Source organism: Planktothrix sp. PLAVEN19ND (assembly GCF_057220675.1).
Genome location: NZ_CM170132.1, coordinates 466,880 through 489,632, shown reverse-complemented (window position 1 = coordinate 489,632; position 22,753 = coordinate 466,880). Strand labels below are relative to the sequence as shown.

Sequence of the window (22,753 nt, the reverse complement as noted above, 5' to 3'; positions counted from 1 at the left end):
TTTCTGAATCACCGAGCAAAATGGGGCTGAACCTGTGAACACTAACCTCTCGAATGCTCAAACCTACGAAGCCGAAAGGCAAAGGGCTGAATTCCTAGGGGAACTCAACCCAGCAAAAATGGCGTTTTTAAGCAGTATTAGTCATGAATTTCGGACTCCATTGACCTTAATTCTGGGTTCGGTTGAAGAAATTCTCCAGAGTCAAGACTGTCTTAACTTCTCTCAACGGGAACAGTTAACAGTCGCCAAACGTAATAGTTTACGATTACTCAAATTGGTTAATACTCTCCTTGATTTTTCCAGTATTGAAGCCGAACGAATTCAAGCAGTCTATGAACCTACGGATTTAGCCACTTTAACAATCGAACTGGCGAGTATGTTTCGTTCAGGCATCGAACGGGTGGGAATACAGTTCATTATAGACTGTCCCCCCCTACCCGAACCCGTTTATATTGACAGGGAAATGTGGGAAAAAATAGTAATAAATCTTCTATCTAATGCTTTTAAATTTACATTTAAAGGTCAAATTATTCTTTCTCTGCGCTGGGTCTCCCATGGCGTTGAATTAGAAGTACAGGACACCGGAATTGGGATTCGAGCCAAAGAAATCCCCCGTCTGTTTGAACAGTTCTACCGCGCCCCGGTAGAGACCTGCCATGGCACGTCTGTACAAGGGAGAAACTATCAAGGATCGGGCATGGGTTTATCCTTGGTCAAGGAATTAATCCAATTACAGGGTGGCACGATTAATGTCACCAGTGTCCCAGGACAGGGCAGTTGTTTCAAGGTCTCAATTCCCTCCGGCTATAGTCATTTGCCGGCGGAGCAAGTCAATCTCCGTCCGCCCAATTCCCCTGGTGTCACCCATCTGACCCCCTCCAACACGATGACGACCTATTTAGATGAAGTCAAGAGTTGGTCTGCGGAAACCGATGTTGTGGTTGAAGTTCAACAGATGCCCCCCCCCCAATTACCCCTTCCCCAAATCTTATTAGTGGATGATAGCCCGGATCTGTGCAACTATGTTCAGCGTTTACTGAGCAAGAAATATCAGATAAAAGCGGTAAATAGTGGGTTAGCCGCATTAGAGAGCATTCGGGAAGAAAAACCCGATTTAGTGATTACCGATGTGATCATGCCCGAATTGAACGGCTTTGAACTGCTACAAATTCTGCGCCATGATCCGGACACTCAACGGATTCCAATTATTCTGCTTTCCGCCCGGGCGGGGGAAAATGCCCTGATTGAAGGCCTAGAAGCCAAAGCCGACGACTATCTAATTAAACCCTTTTCTGCCCGGGAACTCCTGGCCCGTGTCCGGTCGATTTTGGAAATGACCCGACTCCGCCAAGAAGCCACAATTCGAGAGCAAGAATTAATTAATACTAAAGCCCTGGTGATTGATATTCTCGAAAGTATTACCGATGGCTTTTTGTCCTTAGATCATCAGTGGCAATTAACCTATGTGAACGGAGCGTCAGAACGGCTCTCTGGTAAAACCCGAGAGGAATTATTAGGGCGTAATTTTTGGGATATTTATTCTCACTTATTGGGCTTTAAGTGCAAGGAAAAACTACGTCAGGTAATCCAAACTCAGGTGGCTGACCATTTTGAAACCTGTTTGGTTGAAGACAACCTCTGGTATGAAGTTCATGTCTACCCCTACGAACAGGGTTTAGCGATTTATTGGCGAGATATTACCAAGCGCAAACAGGCAGAATTGACCTTACTTAAAAGCGAAGAACGATTACGGGTCGCCCTCAAAAGTGCGCCAATTACCTTATTTAATCAGGATCAAACCCTCCGCTATACCTGGGTTCATAATCCCACCCTCCACCAATCCGATCAGGAGATTATCGGTAACACTGATTTTGAGTTGTTACCCCAGGAGGGAGCCGCTCGACTGACTCAACTTAAACGCCGGGTTTTGGAAACCGGGATCGGGACGCGAGAGGAAGTCCCGATTTTCAGCCAGGGACAGCAATACTGTTTTGATTTAACCATTGAACCCCTCTACAACCCTAACCATGAAATTATCGGGATCACTTGTGCAGCCGTTGATATTTCGGACTACAAACGAATAGAGTTAGCCCTGCGCCAAAGTGAAACCCAGGCAACAGCTAGGGCCGAGGAGTTAAAAACCTTTATGGAAACCGTTCCGGCGGCGGTCTGGATTGCCCATGACCCCCAGTGCCACCAGATGACGGCGAACCGGGCTGCCCATGAATTGGTGCAGTTGCCCTCGGGCTCGGTGGTGACGGCGACTCCCGAGGATGGCTCCTATCCCTTTGAATTCAAGATTCAACGCCGGGGCCAAGATATTCCCCCAGAAGATTTGCCCATGCAGCAGGCGGGACGGACGGGAGAAAATATCGAGTCGGAATTTGAGTTTGTTTTTGAAAATGGGGAAGTTCGTTTTATTTATGGTCGGGCGGTTCCTTTACGAGATGAAGTGGGGGAGATTCGGGGGGTGATTGGGGCGTTTTTGGATGTGAGCGATCGCAAACGAGTCGAACAGGAACGGGAACAACTGCTAATCAGGGAACAGGCCGCCCGGGAGCAAGCCGAAATGACCAACCGGATTAAGGATGAGTTTCTCACGGTTTTATCCCATGAATTGCGATCGCCCTTAAATCCGATCTTGGGTTGGACAAAACTCCTACAAACTCGTAAATTCGATTCCCAAGGCACAGCCCGGGCTTTAGAAACCATCGAACGCAATGCGAAACTCCAAACCCAACTGATTGAGGATTTATTAGATATTTCTCGAATGTTGCGGGGAAATATGGTCTTACATAAACAACCCGTTAATTTAATTACAATCATCACCTCGGCGATAGAAACTTTTAAATTAGCCGCCGAAGCCAAAGAAATTCAAGTCAGATTTGAAATTGCTCAAAATTCTGGTTTCTCCTCCCTTTTAATCTATGTTTTGGGGGATGAAACCCGACTGCAACAGATTATCTGGAATCTATTATCTAATGCCATTAAATTTACTCCCCCCGGGGGTATTGTTGAGATTTACTTAAAATCTGGGGAAGATCAAGTCCAAATTCAGGTCAAAGACACCGGAATTGGTATTAATCCTCAGTTTTTACCCTATGTATTTGACTATTTTCGTCAACAGGATGGGACAAACACCCGCAAATTTGGGGGTTTGGGACTGGGACTCGCCATTGTCCGACACCTAACGGAATTGCATGGGGGAATAGTCAGCGCGAACAGTTTAGGCGAAAATTTAGGGGCGACGTTTTCGGTGCAGTTACCCTTAATGAAATCTGTAGAGACCTGCCCGGGCGAAGCCATGCCGAATATTGGCACGTCTTTACCACCGCCCCCGGCTCAAAATCCGGTGATCAACTCCATTAATTTAACCGGCTTGCGAGTTTTAGCCATTGATGATCAAGCTGAGACCCGGGCTCTAGTCGAGTCGATCCTAACCCAAGCTGGGGCCCAAGTAAAAATGGCAGGCTCCGCTCAGGAAGCACTCTTGATGATTCAGGAGTTTTCCCCCGATGTCTTAGTTTCAGATATGGGAATGCCGGACATGGAGGCCTATATATTTGGGGATGAGGTCAGAAACAGATCATCAATTCCCGTCATCGGATTAACAGCAAATCCAGAAGAAACTAACGGCTCCCTCACTAGGGACACCAGATTTCAAATCCACTTGGCTAAACCCATTGTGGCTAATGAATTAGTCGCTTGTGTTGCCACTTTAACCCATCGCCTTCGGAACTCCGCGATTTGATCAAGATCTGTTAGAATCAAATGACTATTTATCAGCCCCTTTTCCCCAACAGCAAAGTGTCTAAAAATACTGTCCCCCCTGAGTCTACAGAGCAATTCACTTCCTGTCAGAAACTCGAAACGCCGGAGGATTGGAAACAGACTGTTGAGCAGTTATTTTATTTACAACACAGCAGTCATCTGTTGATGGCAATTATTGATCCTCAAACCTTAACGGTGCATTACGCGAATCAATCCTTTTGTCATGTTTGTCAACTGAATCCAGCCCTATTAGGGGCGGAAACGGGGTTATCCGTAAATCCACAGAGAAGTTATAAAAATATTGAAGTTGCAGATCGACCCTTAAACGGATTAAACCTGAAAATTCAAGACCTATTCCCACACTGGGATCATTTAACCTTAGAAAAACTCTATCGTTATCATCTGTTGCATAAAATTTTAAAGCAGGATTATGGTATTGATCTGCAATCTTTACAACTATTAGATCAGTCCGTGATCGCAATTTTGAATTGCCCGGAAACCTTAAAACAAAAATTTATTAGAATTTGGTTAAATTCAGATTTACTGCAAATCAAACGGCGAGATCCTAAACAGGATGAATTTGCCCACTTTAAACTCAAATTAATCCCCGTTTCTGAGCGAGAGGCTTGGTTTTCACACCCGGAAAATTTTAATCAACTCGCCCAACAGTTAACTTTAGATCACTATCAAATAGAAGGAGTATTGTTATTAGAAGGGTTGGAAATTACTCGACCCGAAAAAATGCGTCGCATCACCTATCAATTAATTAGTCGAGATTTAACTACTCAATCTGACTATTGGGAACAAATAGAACGGCAATTAAATTCTTTATTTAGCGTCAATAACTGTTTATTATTACGCATTCAAGGTCAAGAAGCAAAACTATCTTTGAGTTTGAATAATTGCACTACTGCACCTATTATTTATTCCTTGGATACGCTGAATGACTCCCCGATTATTCAAGCGGTTCAACAGAATCAGGTGCTGAATATTCCTGACCTTCGCCAACAATGTCCTACGGATTTTGAACGCCATTTACGCAAACTTCATGTCCGCTCTTTATTATTAATTCCCTTAGTCATTCAATCAGTTAATTTAAAAGGCAGTCAACAAATTTTAGGGGTGGTGGGGTTAACCAGTGATCGCCCGAATCATTTTACCCTAAATGATGTTAAAAATGCCCAGGAATTAATCCCGGCTTTTATCACCGCTTTCTGTCATTCTTTACAACAACAATTCACCAAATTACGCAATATTCATCCTTCGGTGGAATGGCGATTTTTACAAGAAGCTGAACGTCGCAGTTGGGGATTTAAACCAGAAACTATTGTCTTTGAAACCGTTTATCCCCTCTATGGAATTTCAGATATTCGGAGTTCGTCTGAACAACGTAATTGCGCCATTAAAGAAGACTTATTAGAACAATTTCAACTGGCAATTAATATTGTCGAAGTTTTATGTGAAACCCAAGATTCAGCCTTGGGAGAACAACTCAAACAGGATTTACAAAATTATTTAACTCAACTGCACGCTGAGATTAATGTTGAGATAGAAATGAGTGCAACAGATTATTTGGAAAAACATTTAGAAATTTATTTTGATTATTTTTCTCAATGTAATACCCAGGTACAAAAGGCATTAAAACAATATGAACAAGCCTGTGATAATGAACATGGATGTATTTATAAAGCCCGATCTAAATACGATGAAATGTTACATCAAATTACTGACAATTTACAACAAACTTGGACAAATTGGCAAAAGCAGATGCAGACGATTATCCCCCACTATTATGATATGGAAATTAGCGATGGAATGGATCATATTATCTATGCGGGAAAATCCATTGATTCTCGGTTTACTTCCTTCCATATTCGCAGTCTCCGATATGAACAACTGCGGGCAATGTGTGATTGCGCCCGATCCCTGTTTAAATTAAAATCAGAACATAAAATTACCCTGGATTTAGTCCACCTAGTTTTAGTCCAGCATACACCCATTGATATTTTTCATGATGAAAATACCGAAGGCATTTTTTCAGTTAGGGGAACCCGTGATATCCGTTATGAAATTGTTAAAAAACGCATTGATAAAGGGATTGATAAAGAAACGAAAACCCGCATTACTCAATCAGGAATGATAACCATTGTTTATTCAACCGAAGAAGAACGAGAAGAATATGAACAGTATTTACGCTATTTGCATCGGGAAGGTTGGGTAACGGATAAAATCGAATTTGGAGTGGTTGATCCACTTCCAGGGGTCAGTGGGTTAAATTATGCCCGTGTTGCTGTTATAGGTAATGGGTAATTACAAATTACGAATTACAAATTACAAATTACTATTCCCTATTCCCTATTCCCCATTCCCTAAAATACGGATATTCCCATATCCAGAGTGTAGAAAACTTTACTCACACAATTGGAAAAATTTGTTTATCATAGAGAGGAACTTAAGCCTATTATTGAGGATATAGCCATGTCAGAACCCACTCAAAACAAACTCGCCTCGGATTTAGAAAAAGCTCAATCTGAAGGTAAATTACGCGCTGAACGAATTCGGGAAATTGTTAAATCTTCCATCTCAGAAGTCGGTTCGGAATTTAAAGGCGGTTCTCAAGAAATTCGAGATTTAGTTAAACAGGTTGTAGGAACAGTTTTAGAAACTGTCAAAGGAAAAGGCGAGGAAGTTCAAGAAAATGTGACTGCTTCTATTGAAGGAGTAATTGATGGTATTAGTCAAGCGAAACAGGAGTCGATTGCTAAAACTCAAGCGGAAGTAAAACAACTACAAGCTCGCATTGATCAACATGAACAGGAGTTACAAAATAATATTAATTTGGCTTTAAGTGATATTCAAGAAGTTGGAACCAATAAGTCAGATCAGGTTAAAACGGCGATTGAATCCGCTATTACAACCATTAAAAACAGTGAAGAATCTACGTTAATGCAGAAACGTTACGCCCAACTCAAAGCTCAATTAGCTATCGTGAATGCTAACTTAGTTGGACGTTATGGACAACGTTATGAGGAGGTTAAGGATTATTTAGAAGAAGCACAATCTTGGTATGAAAAAGCCAAAGACGAACCGGAAATTTATACCGAGAAAATTGATGAGAAACGCAAAGATTTTGAAGTAAAATTAGGAGAAGCAGGAACGGCGATCGCTCAAAAAGAAAAAGAAATTAAACAGCGTTTAAACGATCTATGGAAATCGATTTCTGAAACCTTTACTAATAATCAGTCCCAACCTGATGAAAAAAAAGAGGATTTATCTGATATCAACAAAAATACCCTTTAAAATAATCTGAGGCAAAATTTATGATCGCATCATTATTAACGTTGGTAGCAACAGCCCTAAGTTTATTAGTGGTTGATTTAGTTGTACCTGGGGTAAATTTATCCACCTTTTTAGTAGCTTTAATTGCGGCGGCGGCTATTGGGGGAGTCAATGCTTTTATTAAACCGATTTTATCAACATTATCCATTCCCCTAAACATTTTAAGTTTAGGTGGTTTTTCATTCATTGTGAATGGTTTTTGTTTCTGGTTAGCTTCGGTTTTCATTCCTGGATTTCAAGTACAGGGTTTATTAGCTTTTATTTTGAGCCCCGTGATTTTATCCGCCGTGAATGCTTTTCTCAATGGCTATTTTGTAGAAAAATATCCCCAATTCTTTAATTCTCAAGAGTCCTTAAACCAATCAAAAACTACTGATTAAACCGTAGGGGTTGGGTCTCCCAACCCTCTTTATGCCTGGGTTGAGAGACCCAACCCCTACCCTAAAATATAGCAACCTCCGTCTCGCGCGTCGCGGATTGCTATATATCCTGTGATGCTTTTTCTAACCAGTTAATAATTTCGGGAGGTAAAGGTTGGCGTTGACGAGTTTTAGGAGCAATACAAATATGTTTTGTTATCGCTTCAGCAATTAATTGATCAGAGTTATCCAATCTGATTTCATATTGAATTTTGAAAGAATTTTCATTAATAATTTCAGGATTTAATCTAATTAAAATTTGATCTCCACAGAATAAAGGAAACCGAAAATCCACACTCGCATGAACAATTGGCATGGCAAAATCAGGATTAGCAAAAAAACTTTTAAGATTAATTTCTGCCTGATTTAGAGAGGCTTCATAGGCTTCATGACCCATTGCTAAAATATTAGCAAAATAAACCACCCCCGCAGCATCCGTATCTTGAAAACGAATCGTTCGCTTATAGATATATCGCAAATCAGTCATCAGTTATTAGTTATTAGTCTATTACCCATTACCTATCACGGATTTAAGAGGATTTCACGGATTTAATCTGTGTTAATCTGCGTAATCCTTTTAAATCCGTGATCCGCTTCTATTATCCTTTATTTTTGATCAACATTACATCAATAATGTTATTAGCCATCGGTTCGGAAATCTCTAAAACATTAAACAGTTTATCCAATAAGGCTTCTTCTTCTTCGGTAATGACTCCATCGGCTAAAGTAATATCAGTAACCACAGCAAAGGCAGTTTCTCTGAGTTCATGGGGCAATTTTTTCACCGCCTCTTTTAATAATATATCCGCTCCTTGTGCTTGTAATTGATTTAGGAGTTGATCAATCATTCCTCGCATTTTTTCCCCGGAATAATCACTAAAAAGCTGCATTCGAGAGAAGGTTGTGGTAATAGCTTGGGATTCACTTCCAGTAATATAACCATCAGCCGCTACCGCAATTAATGCGATCGCCGCAAACGCTTCCGCAGAATTAAATTGAATGGCGCTTGACATTGTGAAAACCTCCTGAGGTGATTTCGCGTTATCGTAGATTTTTCCCACGCCTATGATTACACTATCTGCGGTTTTTTTCCAATTTATTTTCCAAAAACTGCCAATTCCGCCATCAAAAAGTCAATAAATTGCCGCGCAGTTCGTCCCGAACGTCCATTATGACGAGTCGCCCATTGTAGGGCGCGAAACTGTAAATCTTCAGGACTGATTTTAATTCCCCCTTGACTGGCTAAATGTCTTACCATATTCAAATAGGTATTCTGGTCAGCAGGTGGAAAGGTTAAGGTTAAACCAAAGCGATCGCTAAAGGATAATTTTTCCTGTACCGTATCCCAAACATGAACTTCATCTTGATCTTTCGGGGAAGGTCGATCTTCAAAATATTCTCGAATTAAATGGCGACGGTTAGAAGTCGCATAAACAATCACATTTTGCGGACGGGCGGTGAGGTTTCCTTCTAATACGACTTTTAAGGCTTTAAAAGCATCATCATCTTCTTCAAAGGATAAATCATCCACAAAAATAATAAATTTCTGCGGTACTCCTCGTAATTGTTCTACCACTAACGGTAAGTCTTTTAAATCGGATTTTGCCACTTCAATTAAACGTAAACCGCGATCGCTATATTCATGTAATAACGATTTAATTAAGGAGGATTTACCCGACCCACGACTGCCATATAATAAAACATTTAAAGCTGGATATCCAGCCAATAATATTTCTGTATTTTTTAATAAAAGATCCCGTTGATTTTCATATCCGATTAACTGGCTCAAATGCACTGGATCAGGGTGATTAATAGTTAATAATTTGCCATTTTGCCAACGAAACGCATCGGCTTGGGCAAATAAACCCGTTCCAAATTTATGATAATGATTCGCTAAACTTTCTAAGGCTTCTGACCAATTTTCTAAGGTTTTAAATTTATTTCGTAAGGGTAATTCTTGGATTTTTTCTAACGGTTCCGGTTGCGGTTGCCAAATTATGGGGTTTTCCGATAATTGGGCGACGGTTCTTAACCAATGGCTGATTTTTTCCCCGTTATATTGATAGAGACTTTGGAGGATTTTTAAATCTTGTTTTGCCGCTTCAATTAAAACCGGAGGCAATTGCTCAAGAGAGGTTTGTTGGGCTTGTTGGGTAAAGGGATTATCCGCCCTTAAAATTTGAGTAATTAGATGTTCTTGCCAACTTTGTTGATATTTGGCTTGGACTTGAAACCAACTACCATAAGCTTTTAAACAATTTAAAATACTCGATTCACTATGATGAAATGTTTCTAAAAGATATAAAAATGCTTGCCCGATTTCATGATCAAAAATATCTTGATACAGTAGTAGGGTGGCAACCTGACGCTGTAGGAACCTAACCTGTGAAATAATGGGGCTATTCAGAGAAGACATAAAATAGGATTAAAAAGTAACAAATAGGAATTAATGATTAACTTCGTATTATAGCAAAAAATGAGTCGATAATACCATAAACTTTTATAACGTTAAATTTTAATTTTTGATACAATTTAGAAGAATTGTTAATCCATAGATTCCTAGAAGTTGTATAAAGAAACTTTGTAGTTGTTTTTTGGGCATGGGTTATGATGGATTTTGGGGTAATTGCGGCGATCGCCTACGGTTTATTAGCATTTATCGGTGGTATTGTGGGTTATACTAAAGCCAAAAGTAAGATTTCTCTATTTGCGGGTTGTTCCACAGGAATTTTACTGATTTTGGGTGGTATTATCCAAATCCAAGGAGTAAGCTGGGGATTAATATTCTCCATTGTGCTTTCGGTTTTTCTGATGATTACCTTTATTTCTCGTTTACTCAAAACCCGTAAATTTATGCCCTCTGGATTAATGATTATTGCCGGATTTATAGCAGTTACGATGATGGGGTATCAACTACAAATGGTTTTATAATCAAATTTTATAAGGCAATATTCAATGGGCTTTTAGCCATTTTACCAACATTTTAAATCATTAAAAGTCCGGTAGAGATTGCTATATAGCTATCCGTGTAGGATTTGTGGAAAAAATCCCGTAGGGGTTTGGTCTCCAAACCCTCTTTGCACCTGGGTTGGATATTCCAACCCCTACAATAAAATATTACAAATCAAAAAATATTACAATATATTTAAAAATTGCTACATGATAGACAAAATGTCGTACGACGGTTAACCTATAAGCACTGGGATATTACTTATTGCGGAGTTTGAAAGATGAACTATGAATATCTTAACCGTTCCAGTTCTTCCTGTAAACTTAGAACGTCTGAATCGTTTACTCAGGGGAAATTGTCACCTGCAACAAAAATTGCTATACCTGTTCCTGAAACAAGCTGAAATCCGAACTCAGAGCTTGCGCCAAGGGATTGTCAATCGGGATTTTATCAGTATTAAACAACAAGCTCATGCTTTAAGAGGATCAAGTGCAACCGCAGCCATATTACAAATCCCAGAAATTGCGGAACAACTCGAAAATCTCGCCGAAGCAGAAAATTTAGAAGGAGCAATGGAGTTAGTTGAAAAACTACAAGAGTGTTTAATTCGGGTTCGAGTTTTTGTCCAAGAAGAAACTTTATCTCAATCAACTCTTTGATATCTAATTAATAGAATGGCTCTTATAATTAGATTTCATATTAATTAAGCAGCACTCGTACCTAAAATCTTCCTAGCGAGCGGGGACGCTCGCACTAATATTCAGGGAGATAATATTAACTCCAATCAACTCAAAAAACCTTACTCAATCCAACCGGAACGTAAAGCCCGAACCGCAGCTTGAGTACGATCATCCGCACAGAGCTTATTCAGAATACTGCGAACATGGGTCTTAACCGTTCCCACCGTAATATAGAGTTTTTCAGCAATTTCAGCATTACTCCGTCCAGCCACAATTAATTCTAAAACCTCCAATTCCCTGTCCGTTAAAGGACAAGATTTTAAAAATTCTTGATACTCAGCTTCTACCGCATTAATCATCACGGTTTTCTGATCACCCGCAGCCGGAATATCCGGTTGTTTTTTCTTCGCTTGTTTGAGAACTGTGCGGGCAATCACGGGATCAATCCAAGCATTGCCTTCATAGGTTGTATAAATCGCATCCTTGAGTTTATCAATACTCACATCCTTAACACTATAGGAATCTGCACCCGCTGCAAAAGCTCCCATGACCGCATCGTCATTATCGTGCATGGTCAGAATCAGAACCTTGGTTTCCCGCGCCCCACTACTGGCAATATGTTGCTTAAACTTTTGGGTTAATTCAATGCCATCCATATCCGGTAAACCGATATCAATAATGGCAATATCAGGCTGGGTTTGTTTGAGAATTTCCAAACCCGTTTTTCCATTAGCCGCCTCCCCAACAATCTTAATATTACTGTCCTGTTGTAATGCCGTTCTCAAACCCACCCGGGTTAAATCATGATCCTCTACCAGAACAATATTGATTTTAGTCATAACGGAATTTTCCTAATTGTTGTAAAAGTCTGTATTATTTGCCAATTTGTTGTTAAAATTAATCACAAATTCAGGGCGAATATTAACCTCATCACACTGTATCTTTGAAAAAAATTTCCCAAATTATGCCCCGTTCTATTACCCCACCTCCAAAATCCAGCGATCGAATTTTAGCCGTTGACGACTCCCCAGATAACCTATTTTTAGTAGAAGCTATTTTAGCCGAAGAAGGATATGAAGTTGTCTGTAAACCTGATGGCATTTCTGCCTTAGCCTTGATTAAAACCCATCCTCCTGATTTAGTATTATTAGATGTAATGATGCCAGGGATTGATGGCTATGAAGTCACTCGACGGATTCGCAAAAATCCCGATCTTCCCTTTATCCCCATTTTATTAATTACTGCCCACGATCATTCTAGCGTGGTTGAGGGATTAGATGCCGGGGCGGATGACTTCATTCGCAAACCCGTTGAAGTTGATGAACTTTTAGCCAGGGTGCGATCGCTCCTAAGACTTAAACATAGCATTGATCAACAGAAAGCGATGTCTCGACAACGGGAAGACTTTGTTTCCCGCCTGACCCATGATCTGCGGACGCCTTTGGTAGCAGCCGATCGAATGTTACATTTATTCCAACAAGGTGCCTTGGGGGAAATTTCTTCTCCAATGGCAGAAGCGATCGCATCCATGATTAAAAGTAACCAAAACCTTCTGCAAATGGTTAATACCTTACTAGAGGTTTATCGGTATGAAGCGGGTAGAAAAACCTTAACTTTCTCCTATTTCGATTTAGGTCAATTAGTCCAAGAAGTAATAGCAGAACTCAGCCCCCTGATTCAAAATAAAGAATTATCCCTGCAATTTACCCCTTCCCAGGATTGTCTAACCCATGCCCCGGTTATTATTGGCGACCCCTTAGAAATTCGGCGGGTTGTTACCAATTTAGTGGGAAATGCGATTAAATTCACCGATCGGGGGAGTGTCAAAATTCGTCTGTATTCAACAGAAATGCAACTCAATATTAGCAATCAGCCTCAAAAAGTCATGATTTTGGAAGTTGAAGATAGCGGAATTGGTATAGCTCCCGAAGATCAAGTTCTCATCTTTGAACGATTCCGTCAAGGCGATAATAAACGTTCGGGTAGTGGGTTAGGATTACACCTGATTTCACTAATTGTAGAAGCCCACAAAGGCATGATTCAAGTAAAATCCCAAATCGGTCAGGGAAGTCTATTTAAAATTTGTTTACCCGTTAACCCCCAATTCGGCGGTTAAGAACAGGACGAGTGATGTCTGTTTGACTTATACTGATAAGTTGCCCTAATTTAAACCTTAGTTTAACTTTCATTAAGAGTCATGCGAACCCACTACTGCGGCAATCTCCGATCCACCCATCTTGGCGAAACTCTCACCCTCTGCGGATGGGTTGATAGGCGTCGCGATCATGGGGGTGTAATATTTTTAGATTTACGCGATCGCACGGGTATTGTTCAAATTGTCAGCGACCCAGAACGAACCCCTGACTCCTACAAGGCCGCCGAAGGTCTGCGAAATGAATATGTAGTTAAAATCACCGGGCGAGTCTCCCAACGTCCCCCCGAGTCCCTCAACCCCAAATTAGCCACCGGAGAAATTGAAATTTACGCCGAACGCATTGAACTGCTGAATGGACTGGGAAAACAATTACCCTTTCAAATTTCCGCCTCAGAAACCGAAACAGTTCGGGAAGATTTACGCCTCAAATATCGCTATTTAGATTTACGTCGAGAACGCATGACTCGCAACTTACAATTGCGTCATGAAGTGGTCAAAGCCATGCGGCGGTTTTTAGAAGATCAAGAGCATTTTATTGAAGTTGAAACCCCCATTTTGACCCGTTCAACTCCTGAAGGAGCGCGGGATTATTTAGTTCCGAGTCGAGTTAATCCTGGAGAGTGGTTTGCTTTACCCCAATCGCCCCAACTGTTCAAACAATTATTAATGGTATCAGGATTTGATCGGTATTATCAAATTGCTCGCTGTTTCCGAGATGAAGATTTACGCGCTGATCGCCAACCGGAATTCACTCAATTAGATATGGAAATGAGCTTTATGACCCAGGAAGGAATTCTGGCGTTAAATGAAGCATTAGTTGCTCATATTTTTAAAACCGTTAAAGGCATTGAAATTCCCCTTCCTTTCCCCCGTTTAACCTATAAAGAAGCCCTAGATCGTTATGGGAGTGATAAACCCGATACCCGCTTTGGTTTGGAGTTAGTGGATGTTTCCGATATTGTTAAAAATTGTGGTTTTAAAGTATTTTCAGGGGCCGTTACTTCCGGGGGAACGGTAAAAATTTTACCGATTCCGGGGGGAAATGAAGCGATTTCTAATATGCGAATTAAACCCGGTGGCGATCTGTTTAAAGAAGCCTGTGAAGCGGGGGCTAAAGGGTTAGCATTTATTCGGGTACGGGAAGATGGCATTGATACCATTGGTGCGATCAAAGATAATTTAACCGCCGAACAAAAACAGGAAATATTAACCCGAACCAATGCTAAAGCAGGGGATTTACTGTTATTTGGGGCGGGGGATATTGCTACGGTAAATAAAACCTTAGACCGTTTGCGTCTATTTATTGGGAAAGAATTAGAACTGATTGATCCGAGTAAAATTAATTTATTGTGGATTGTTGAGTTTCCGATGTTTGAATGGAATGACGAAGAAAAACGTTTAGAAGCCCTACATCACCCCTTTACTGCTCCCTATCCCGAGGATATTCATGATTTATCCCAAGCCCGGGCGCAGGCCTACGATTTAGTCTTAAATGGCTATGAAATCGGCGGTGGTAGTCTACGGATTTATAAACGGGAAATTCAAGAACAGGTATTTTCAACTATTGGATTAACCCTGGAGGAAGCCTACAGCAAATTTGGCTTTTTATTGGAAGCTTTTGAATATGGAACCCCTCCCCATGGCGGTATTGCCTACGGTTTGGATCGATTGGTTATGTTATTATCGGGAGAGGAATCTATTCGAGATGTGATTGCATTTCCTAAGACCCAACAAGCGGGTTGTTTATTAACTAATGCCCCTTCAAGTGTTGATCAAAAACAGTTAAAGGAACTCCAGGTTACTTCCACTTACAAACCCAAAACCGACAAATAAACCCATTCCACATTCAGTTGTGAAAAAAACTATGGGGGTTGGGTGCGTAAGTTCCGAACCTATAACGCTTCCCCCATTAACATGATTGATTTAACCAATTCATTAAGTAATGGTGCTAAAGTTTTTTAAATCAGTAAATATAATCGTTGCGGTTAAAGTTTGGGGCGGGAAAACTCCTGATTAGATAAGATTAAATTTATAGGTAGAGATATTGACGGAATGATTCAAGCAAGTTAACCTTGATTATCAACACTAAAATCCCGTAGGGTGTGTAAGGATAGCCTAAGTACAAACTCACTAAATTCTGTTTAACAACATCTAAAAATAAGGGGTAGCATGGTTAAAATCAATGGTGTGATGATGCAATGTTTCCACTGGTATCTTCCGGCCGATGGAAGCCTGTGGAATCAAGTCAAAAACAACGCCCAGGAATTAGCTGATGCAGGAATTACGGCTTTATGGTTGCCTCCGGCTTATAAAGGAACTGGGGGCGGGATGGATGTGGGATATGGGGTTTATGATATTTATGACTTGGGAGAATTTGATCAAAAAGGCTCAATTAGAACTAAATATGGCACTCGTCAACAATATTTAGATGCCATTAATAGCCTGCATAAATCAGAAATTGAAGTCTATGCAGATACGGTATTAAATCATAGAATTGGGGCGGATGGAACCGAAATTGCCAAAGCAACTCCCTTCCCTAATAATAATCGTAAAACCCCTAAAGGAGATTTACGAGATATTAAGGCTTACACAATTTTTAACTTTCCGGGTCGGAAAGGAAAATATTCTACATTTGAGTGGCATTGGTGGCATTTTGATGCCGTTGATTATGATGAATTCACCAAAGAATCGGGAACAGTTTATTTATTTGAAGGTAAGACTTTTGATGATTATGTTGCCCTAGAAAATGGCAATTTTGCCTATTTAATGGGGGCAGATTTAGACTTTCAAAGCGAGGAAGTCAGAAAAGAAATTAGCAACTGGACAAAATGGTATCTTGATACTACGGGTGTCGATGGATTTCGCTTAGATGCGATTAAACATATTTCGGCTTGGTTTTTTCCTGATTGGTTAGATGAAATAGAAAAATATTCAGGTCGGCAACTATTTACTGTGGGGGAATATTGGTCGCCTGATACTAGCATATTGAATTGGTATTTAGACACCGTAGGTGACAGAATGTCGGTATTTGATGTTAGCTTACATTACAATTTTCACTACGCCAGTAAAGCAGGAGGATATCATGATATGCGGACGATTCTGGATGGAACATTAGTCAAAGACCGTGCCATGAATGCCGTTACTTTTGTGGAAAATCACGATTCCCAACCATTACAAGCCCTAGAATCCGTGGTAGAACCATGGTTTAAACCCTTAGCTTATGCAATTATTTTATTACGTCAACAGGGTTATCCTTGTATTTTTTATGGTGATTATTACGGCGCAGAATATGAAGATAAAGGACGGGATGGTAATACCCATAAAGTTTTTTTACCCTCCCATAAACAGTTTATTGATCAATGTCTTTATGCGCGCAAAAATTTCCTTTACGGCCTTCAATATGACTATTTTGATCACCCCGATATTATTGGTTGGACTTGTCTAGGAGACGAACAACATCCGAAAGCAATGGCGGTGATTTTAAGTGATGGGTCGGAGGGAATTAAACCGATGGAAGTTGGGAAACCTAATACTAAATTCTATGACCTGACGGGGAATATTAAAGAACCCATTGAAACTAATGATTCCGGTTGGGGTGAATTTTCTTGTAAGGGGGGTTCGGTTTCCATTTGGGTTCAGGAGTAAGGAATTACGAATTACGAATGGAGAACACCAGATAATAAGCTGTTGAGCATCTAAAATTGTAGGGGGACGGCGCGCCCATTGGTATCAAGTTCATCTGAAAAACCATGATTATAGCTGAGATTAGCTCCCCCTAAATCCCCCATAGTAAGCGAGATATTATTACTAGATTTATCGATATTTGTCTGTCTTCTATACAACCAGAAGAAAAGTTAGAAGTGGTAGATAAATTAATTAACTTTATCCAAAGATTTGATGATGATCTAGGGTATATTAAAGATTACAATTCTTGAATATATTAACCCTGAGAATTTCGGTTGTCCAAATTTACCTATTTTTTTAATTAAAATGCACAGAATTGCAGCCACACCAGGGGGATGGAACCCCGATACAGACGGAGTTATTTTTATTGAACAAACCCCGGCGCCGATTATTTTTTTAACGGCGGCGGATACGGATATTCAAACCTTAGCCACGGTAGTTTCTAAACTTCCGGCGGATTTTCCCCCGTTGCGAGTCACTAATTTATTGCAATTACAACAACAATTAACCATTGATACCTACGCAGAAACTGTTTTAGAAAAAGCTCAAGTCATTATTTTAAGACTGTTAGGAGGACGTTCCTATTGGTCGTATGGGTTGGAAGTTTTACAAGATATTTTTGCTAAAACCAAAACTCAATTAATTATCCTTCCGGGGGAAGATCGTCCCGACCCTGACTTAATCAGTCATTCCACCGTATCGTTATCAATTGTTGATCAAGTTTGGCGCTATTTAACTGAAGCCGGAGTTGATAATTTTGCCAATGCTATGCTATTAATTGGCAATCATATTTTTAATAAAAATTATCCGATTATTCCTCCAGTAACTATTCCAAAAGTTGGTTATTATCCCTGGAATCAAACCGTAAAATCAGATGATTATATTGCGACTGTTGGAATTGTATTTTATCGCGCCCATTACCTATCTGGCAATTTAGATCCGATAGATTCCCTCTGTCAAGCATTAGTTAAATTAAACTTAAAACCTATTCCTATTTTTGTTTCTTCTTTACGAGATCCCGATCTACAAACGGAAATTTTAACCTATTTTAATTCCGGTATTCAATTATTAATTAATACTACCAGTTTTTCCATTTCTTCAACTTCAGAAGATGAAAGTCAACCGCCATTATTTTCCTTAGATATTCCGGTTTTACAAGTTATTTTAAGTGGGGGAAGTTTAGAACAATGGGAGAATAATTTTATGGGACTTTCACCGAGGGATATTGCTATGAATGTCGCCTTACCCGAAGTGGATGGACGGATTATTAGTCGAGTGGTTTCTTTTAAAGCGGTGGAAAATTGGCATCCTACCTTAGAAACTAATGTTGTGCGATATGTAGCGGTACAAAATCGGATTAATTTTGTCGCGGAGTTAGCAAAAAATTGGGTTAATTTAGGGAAAAAAACCGCATCAAAACGACGAATTGCTATTATTTTAGCGAACTATCCCTGTCGAGATGGGCGCTTAGGAAATGGGGTGGGTTTGGATACGCCAGCCAGTTGTATTCAAGTTCTAAAAGCCTTAGAAGAAGCAGGATATTTTCTGGAAAATTCGCCTGAAACCGGAGAAGAATTAATTGATCAATTAACAACAGGAATTACCAACGACCCGGAAGGTTGGGAGTTGCGATCTATGGATCAAAGTTTATCTTTTAAAGACTATCAAGACTATTTTTCTACCTTACCGCTATCTATTCAAACTGCTATTAATAACCGATGGGAACATCATTTTCAAGAGGAACAAAAGACCTCTAAAGGCTTTGCTATTTCAGGCATTCAACGGGGGAATATTTTTATTGGAATACAGCCCTCAAGAGGATATGATCTTGACCCAAGTTTAAATTATCATGCCCCGGATTTAGAACCCACACCGGATTATTTGGCGTTTTATTATTGGTTGCGATCGCAATTTCAAGCCGATGCTATTATTCATTTAGGAAAACATGGAAATTTGGAATGGTTGCCGGGTAAAAGTGTAGGATTATCAGAAAACTGTTATCCTGAAATTGCTTTAGGGGCGTTACCAAATTTTTATCCCTTTATTGTTAATGATCCAGGGGAAGGAACCCAAGCCAAACGCCGTTCCCAAGCGGTAATTTTAGACCATTTAACACCCCCTTTAACCCGTTCAGAACTCTATGGATCATTACAACAATTAGAAGGGTTAATGGATGAATATTATCAAGCCCAAAGTTTAGATCCTTCTCGGTTATCGTTGATTTCAGAAAGAATTATTCAGTTAATTCAACAGGAAAATTTAGAGGCAGAATTGGGTTTACCCAAACTGAATAAACAAGCGGTTTTACAAGATCAAAATTCTATTTTTACTGAATTAGATCGATATTTATGTGAATTAAAAGAGGCACAAATTCGGGATGGATTACATATTTTTGGTCAATGTCCCCAGGGTGAACAATTAAGGGATTTAATCATCTCTATAGCCCGTCATCCTGACACTAAACGATTGGGTTTGAGTCGGGCGATCGCCCAAGATTGGCAATTAGATTTTGATCCCTTAACTTCAGATTACGGGGAAATTATTAATCAAACTATTAATAATCAATTCTGTCGCACCGTTGGGGATGGGGTGGCAGTGATTGAAGAATATGCTATTAATTTAATTGAAGAATTACCCCCCCTAGCCCCCCCTTGTCAAGGGTGGGGACAGGAGTTTTTAATAACAATTCCAGAAAACCACCCAAAACCTTCAGTTCCCTCCATTACTAAGGGGGTCAAATCTATGGAATTAATCCAAAAAGAATTAAGCTGGATTCAGAATAAATTATTACCCAATTTATTGAGAACATCAGAAGAAATTACTAATTTATTAAAAGGTTTAGAAGGTCGATTTATTCCCAGTGGTGCATCGGGGGCGCCAACAAGAGGAAAACCCAATGTTTTACCCACCGGACGTAATTTTTATTCCGTTGATATTCGGGCTATTCCCACGGAAACCGCCTGGAGAGTGGGAGAATTAGCAGCATCCGTATTAATTGAACGTTATACTCAGGAAAATGGCGAATATCCCCGCACTTTGGGGTTATCAGTTTGGGGAACTTCCACCATGCGAACTGGGGGAGATGATATCGCTGAAGCCTTAGCATTATTAGGGGTCAAACCTGTTTGGGATTATCCTTCGCGGCGAGTAGTTGATTTTGAAATATTACCTGTTTCGATTTTAGGTCGTCCCCGGGTGGATGTGACACTAAGGATTTCAGGGTTTTTTAGAGATGCGTTTCCCAATTTAATTGATCTATTTGATCAAGCGGTAATTGCTGTTTCTAATTTAGATGAAACTGAGGATCAAAATCCTTTAGCTGCTCAAGTTCAAAAAGAAACTCAATTTTGGATAGCAGAAGGGTTAACAAAAGAACAGGCAAATTTGCGATCGCGGTTAAGAATTTTTGGCTCTAAACCTGGGGCCTATGGAGCGGGTTTACAAGGATTAATTGAATCCCAAAACTGGCAAAATGATCAGGATTTAGCCACCGCCTATATTAACTGGAGTAGTTACGCTTATACCAGTACAAATTCTGGCTATCAACAGGGAATTTCCGCCTCCGAAGCCTTTGAAAATCGGTTAGAAAAGATGCAAATTGTTCTCCAAAATCAAGATAACCGAGAACATGATTTATTAGATTCCGATGACTATTATCAATTTCAAGGAGGAATGACCGTTGCGGTGAGAACTTTGACGGGGAAAAATCCTGAGATTTATTTCGGAGATAATGCTATTCCTGAAAACCCAAAAGTTAAACTTTTAAAAGAAGAAATTGCTAAGGTCTATCGCTCCCGGGTGATTAACCCGAAATGGATAGCTGGAGTTATGCGACATGGCTATAAAGGAGCTTTTGAACTATCAGCAACCGTCGATTTTTTATTCGCCTATGATGTGACGGCAAATTGTGTTGAAGATTTTATGTATGAAGGGGTAGCCAATGCTTATATTTTTGATCAGAAAGTCCAACAATTTATTCAAGAAAAAAATCCCTGGGCATTACGCGATATGGCAGAAAGATTATTAGAAGCGCATCAACGCCAATTCTGGCAAACAGCGAGTCAAAATATGATCGAACAGTTAAGGGCAATTGTTCATGAAGCCGAGGGAATAATTGAAGGCAAGGTTTAACGGGATAGTTTTGATTTATAATCGGACAAGAGAAATCCCGATTAACCGAAATTATCTAATTCCAGCTAACAATTGCTATGAGTCTATTGTCCATATTAAGCTTACTCATGAGATCAACCCGTAGAAATAGTGGGGTGATGGCGATAGTTTCTCTGATGATATTAATGGTTGGGTGTTCATTCAAGGAATCCTCTCAACCTTCTGTTGCTTCCCAAACTGCGATCGCCGCTTCTATTACCCCTAATTCTCAACCGTTGAATCAGAATAAAATATCAGGAAAAAACGAAAATTTACTCTCTCAAAATCCTACTAAATCTCAAATTTGTATCGAAGAAAATCCCTTTGATGAATCGGTTAAATTTGCCCTACAAGCCTCTAATTTAGCTCAAACCGCCCAATCTCAATCCGATTGGGATGAAGTCGCCCGCCTCTGGTTACAGGCGGTGGCGTGGATGCAAGCGGTTCCTGCTAATAGCCCTAAACGCATCTTTGCTGAGAAAAAAGTAGTTGAATATATGCGAAATTTAACCTATTCTCAACAGCAAGCCGCCCGTTCGGGTTCAGTTTCCCAGTTTCCTAGTTTTGATAGTGAACCTTTAGATCAACAATTAAAATTATATTTGTCTTATTTAAGTACCGTTGGTAGACCAGATATTTTAATTGTGGGAAGTTCTCGCGCATTACAAGGGGTTGATCCGGCACAAATGCAGCAAGCTTTAGCTAAAAAAGGATATCAAAATTTAAGGATTTTTAACTTTGGGGTGAATGGTGCAACGGCGCAAGTTGTCGATTATATTTTAAGAGAAGTTTTAACCCCAGAACAATTGCCTAAATTAATAATTTGGGCCGATGGAGTTCGGGCATTTAATAGTGGTCGAATTGATCGAACCTTTGAGGCAATTATGGCTTCCCAAGCCCATCAAAAAATAGCTGCTGGCATTCGCCCCCAATTAGCTAAAGCCGAACCAAATTCTCAAAGCAAATGTTATCAATTGCCGAACTCTTGTAAACATAAAGATAACTCTAAATTTCAGTTTAAAACTTCTAATTTTATTAAAAAAAATGATTATAATTTAGCTGATAATTCTTCTGAAAATGCCCCATCTAACTATCAAAATTTATTATATCGTCCTTCAGAATTTAATTTTTCTGCTACTCTAGTTTCCTTAAATTCCATTGAAGCCAACGGTTTTTTGCCCCTATCCGATCGCTTTAACCCGAATACTTATTATCAACAAAAACCCTATGTTTCGGGAACCTATGATGGCGATTATCGAGGATTTAATTTAGGAGGAGAACAGGCCAGAGCCTTTGATTCAGTTGTGGCATTTGCTAGTTCTAATAATATTCAATTAGTTGTTGTCAATTTACCGATCACAGATGATTATTTAGATTCTGTTCGATGGTCTTCTGAAGTCGAATTTAATCAACAAATGAAACAGTTATCTCAGGAATATGGCTTTATTTTTATCAATTTATCAGAAAAAGCCTTAAGGCAATATCAATATTTTGTTGATCCGAGCCATTTAAACCGCTATGGAGCTAGTTTAGTGGCGCGAGAAATCGCGGCTAACCCGACAATTCCTTGGCCGCGTGTCAGATAACATTAACAGGGTTTATTGTA

At 39.8% G+C, this 22,753-nt stretch carries 15 protein-coding genes; 11 read left to right on the top strand and 4 right to left on the bottom strand.

Annotated features, from left to right (window positions below):
• Positions 1–34 precede the first annotated feature (34 nt).
• The 4 genes from AC2D3N_RS02265 to AC2D3N_RS02250 all read left to right on the top strand — a co-directional run bounded on the left by AC2D3N_RS02265 (position 35) and on the right by AC2D3N_RS02250 (position 7,490).
• Positions 35–3,751: an ATP-binding protein gene (locus AC2D3N_RS02265; RefSeq protein WP_484692642.1), complete on the top strand. Its 3,717-nt coding sequence runs from the start codon at positions 35–37 to the stop codon at positions 3,749–3,751.
• 56 nt (positions 3,752–3,807) lie between these two features.
• Positions 3,808–6,081 (top strand): GAF domain-containing protein, encoded by a 2,274-nt coding sequence (locus tag AC2D3N_RS02260; RefSeq protein ID WP_144017660.1) that lies wholly within the window; start codon positions 3,808–3,810, stop codon positions 6,079–6,081.
• A gap of 168 nt (positions 6,082–6,249) precedes the next feature.
• On the top strand, positions 6,250–7,071 hold the full coding sequence (locus AC2D3N_RS02255) for a histidine kinase (protein ID WP_484692641.1): 822 nt from the start codon (positions 6,250–6,252) through the stop codon (positions 7,069–7,071).
• A gap of 20 nt (positions 7,072–7,091) precedes the next feature.
• Entirely contained in the window at positions 7,092–7,490 is a 399-nt protein-coding gene (locus AC2D3N_RS02250; protein WP_079677301.1) for a phage holin family protein, read from the top strand.
• 100 nt (positions 7,491–7,590) lie between these two features.
• Here AC2D3N_RS02250 and AC2D3N_RS02245 read toward each other — a convergent pair whose 3' ends face one another.
• From AC2D3N_RS02245 to AC2D3N_RS02235, 3 genes are all read right to left on the bottom strand, one after another.
• Positions 7,591–8,016, bottom strand: a complete 426-nt coding sequence (locus AC2D3N_RS02245) for an acyl-CoA thioesterase (RefSeq protein WP_484692640.1) — start codon at positions 8,014–8,016, stop codon at positions 7,591–7,593.
• A gap of 112 nt (positions 8,017–8,128) precedes the next feature.
• Positions 8,129–8,542, bottom strand: a complete 414-nt coding sequence (locus AC2D3N_RS02240) for a tellurite resistance TerB family protein (RefSeq protein ID WP_026794349.1) — start codon at positions 8,540–8,542, stop codon at positions 8,129–8,131.
• Between the two features lie 83 nt (positions 8,543–8,625).
• Positions 8,626–9,945, bottom strand: coding sequence for an ATP-binding protein (locus AC2D3N_RS02235; protein ID WP_484692639.1), 1,320 nt, complete (start codon positions 9,943–9,945; stop codon positions 8,626–8,628).
• A 191-nt stretch (positions 9,946–10,136) separates the two neighbouring features.
• Between AC2D3N_RS02235 and AC2D3N_RS02230 the strand changes: the two genes are divergently transcribed.
• Positions 10,137–10,460: a TMEM14 family protein gene (locus AC2D3N_RS02230; protein WP_339394341.1), complete on the top strand. Its 324-nt coding sequence runs from the start codon at positions 10,137–10,139 to the stop codon at positions 10,458–10,460.
• A gap of 306 nt (positions 10,461–10,766) precedes the next feature.
• Entirely contained in the window at positions 10,767–11,138 is a 372-nt protein-coding gene (locus tag AC2D3N_RS02225; protein ID WP_484692638.1) for an Hpt domain-containing protein, read from the top strand.
• 140 nt (positions 11,139–11,278) lie between these two features.
• Here AC2D3N_RS02225 and AC2D3N_RS02220 read toward each other — a convergent pair whose 3' ends face one another.
• Positions 11,279–11,998, bottom strand: coding sequence for a response regulator (locus tag AC2D3N_RS02220; protein ID WP_484692637.1), 720 nt, complete (start codon positions 11,996–11,998; stop codon positions 11,279–11,281).
• A 125-nt stretch (positions 11,999–12,123) separates the two neighbouring features.
• On the opposite strand from AC2D3N_RS02220, the gene AC2D3N_RS02215 reads away from it, so the two are divergent.
• The 5 genes from AC2D3N_RS02215 to AC2D3N_RS02195 all read left to right on the top strand — a co-directional run bounded on the left by AC2D3N_RS02215 (position 12,124) and on the right by AC2D3N_RS02195 (position 22,733).
• A complete protein-coding gene (locus AC2D3N_RS02215) occupies positions 12,124–13,275 on the top strand; it encodes a sensor histidine kinase (protein ID WP_079677296.1) in 1,152 nt (383 codons plus the stop codon).
• Between the two features lie 81 nt (positions 13,276–13,356).
• Positions 13,357–15,147: an aspartate--tRNA ligase gene (gene aspS, locus AC2D3N_RS02210; RefSeq protein ID WP_079677295.1), complete on the top strand. Its 1,791-nt coding sequence runs from the start codon at positions 13,357–13,359 to the stop codon at positions 15,145–15,147.
• Positions 15,148–15,483: 336 nt separating this feature from the next.
• Positions 15,484–16,959, top strand: coding sequence for an alpha-amylase (locus AC2D3N_RS02205; protein WP_079677294.1), 1,476 nt, complete (start codon positions 15,484–15,486; stop codon positions 16,957–16,959).
• Positions 16,960–17,304: 345 nt separating this feature from the next.
• Positions 17,305–21,129, top strand: coding sequence for a cobaltochelatase subunit CobN (gene cobN / locus AC2D3N_RS02200; RefSeq protein ID WP_484692636.1), 3,825 nt, complete (start codon positions 17,305–17,307; stop codon positions 21,127–21,129).
• 107 nt (positions 21,130–21,236) lie between these two features.
• Positions 21,237–22,733 (top strand): hypothetical protein, encoded by a 1,497-nt coding sequence (locus tag AC2D3N_RS02195; RefSeq protein ID WP_484692635.1) that lies wholly within the window; start codon positions 21,237–21,239, stop codon positions 22,731–22,733.
• The last annotated feature ends 20 nt before the right edge of the window (positions 22,734–22,753 follow it).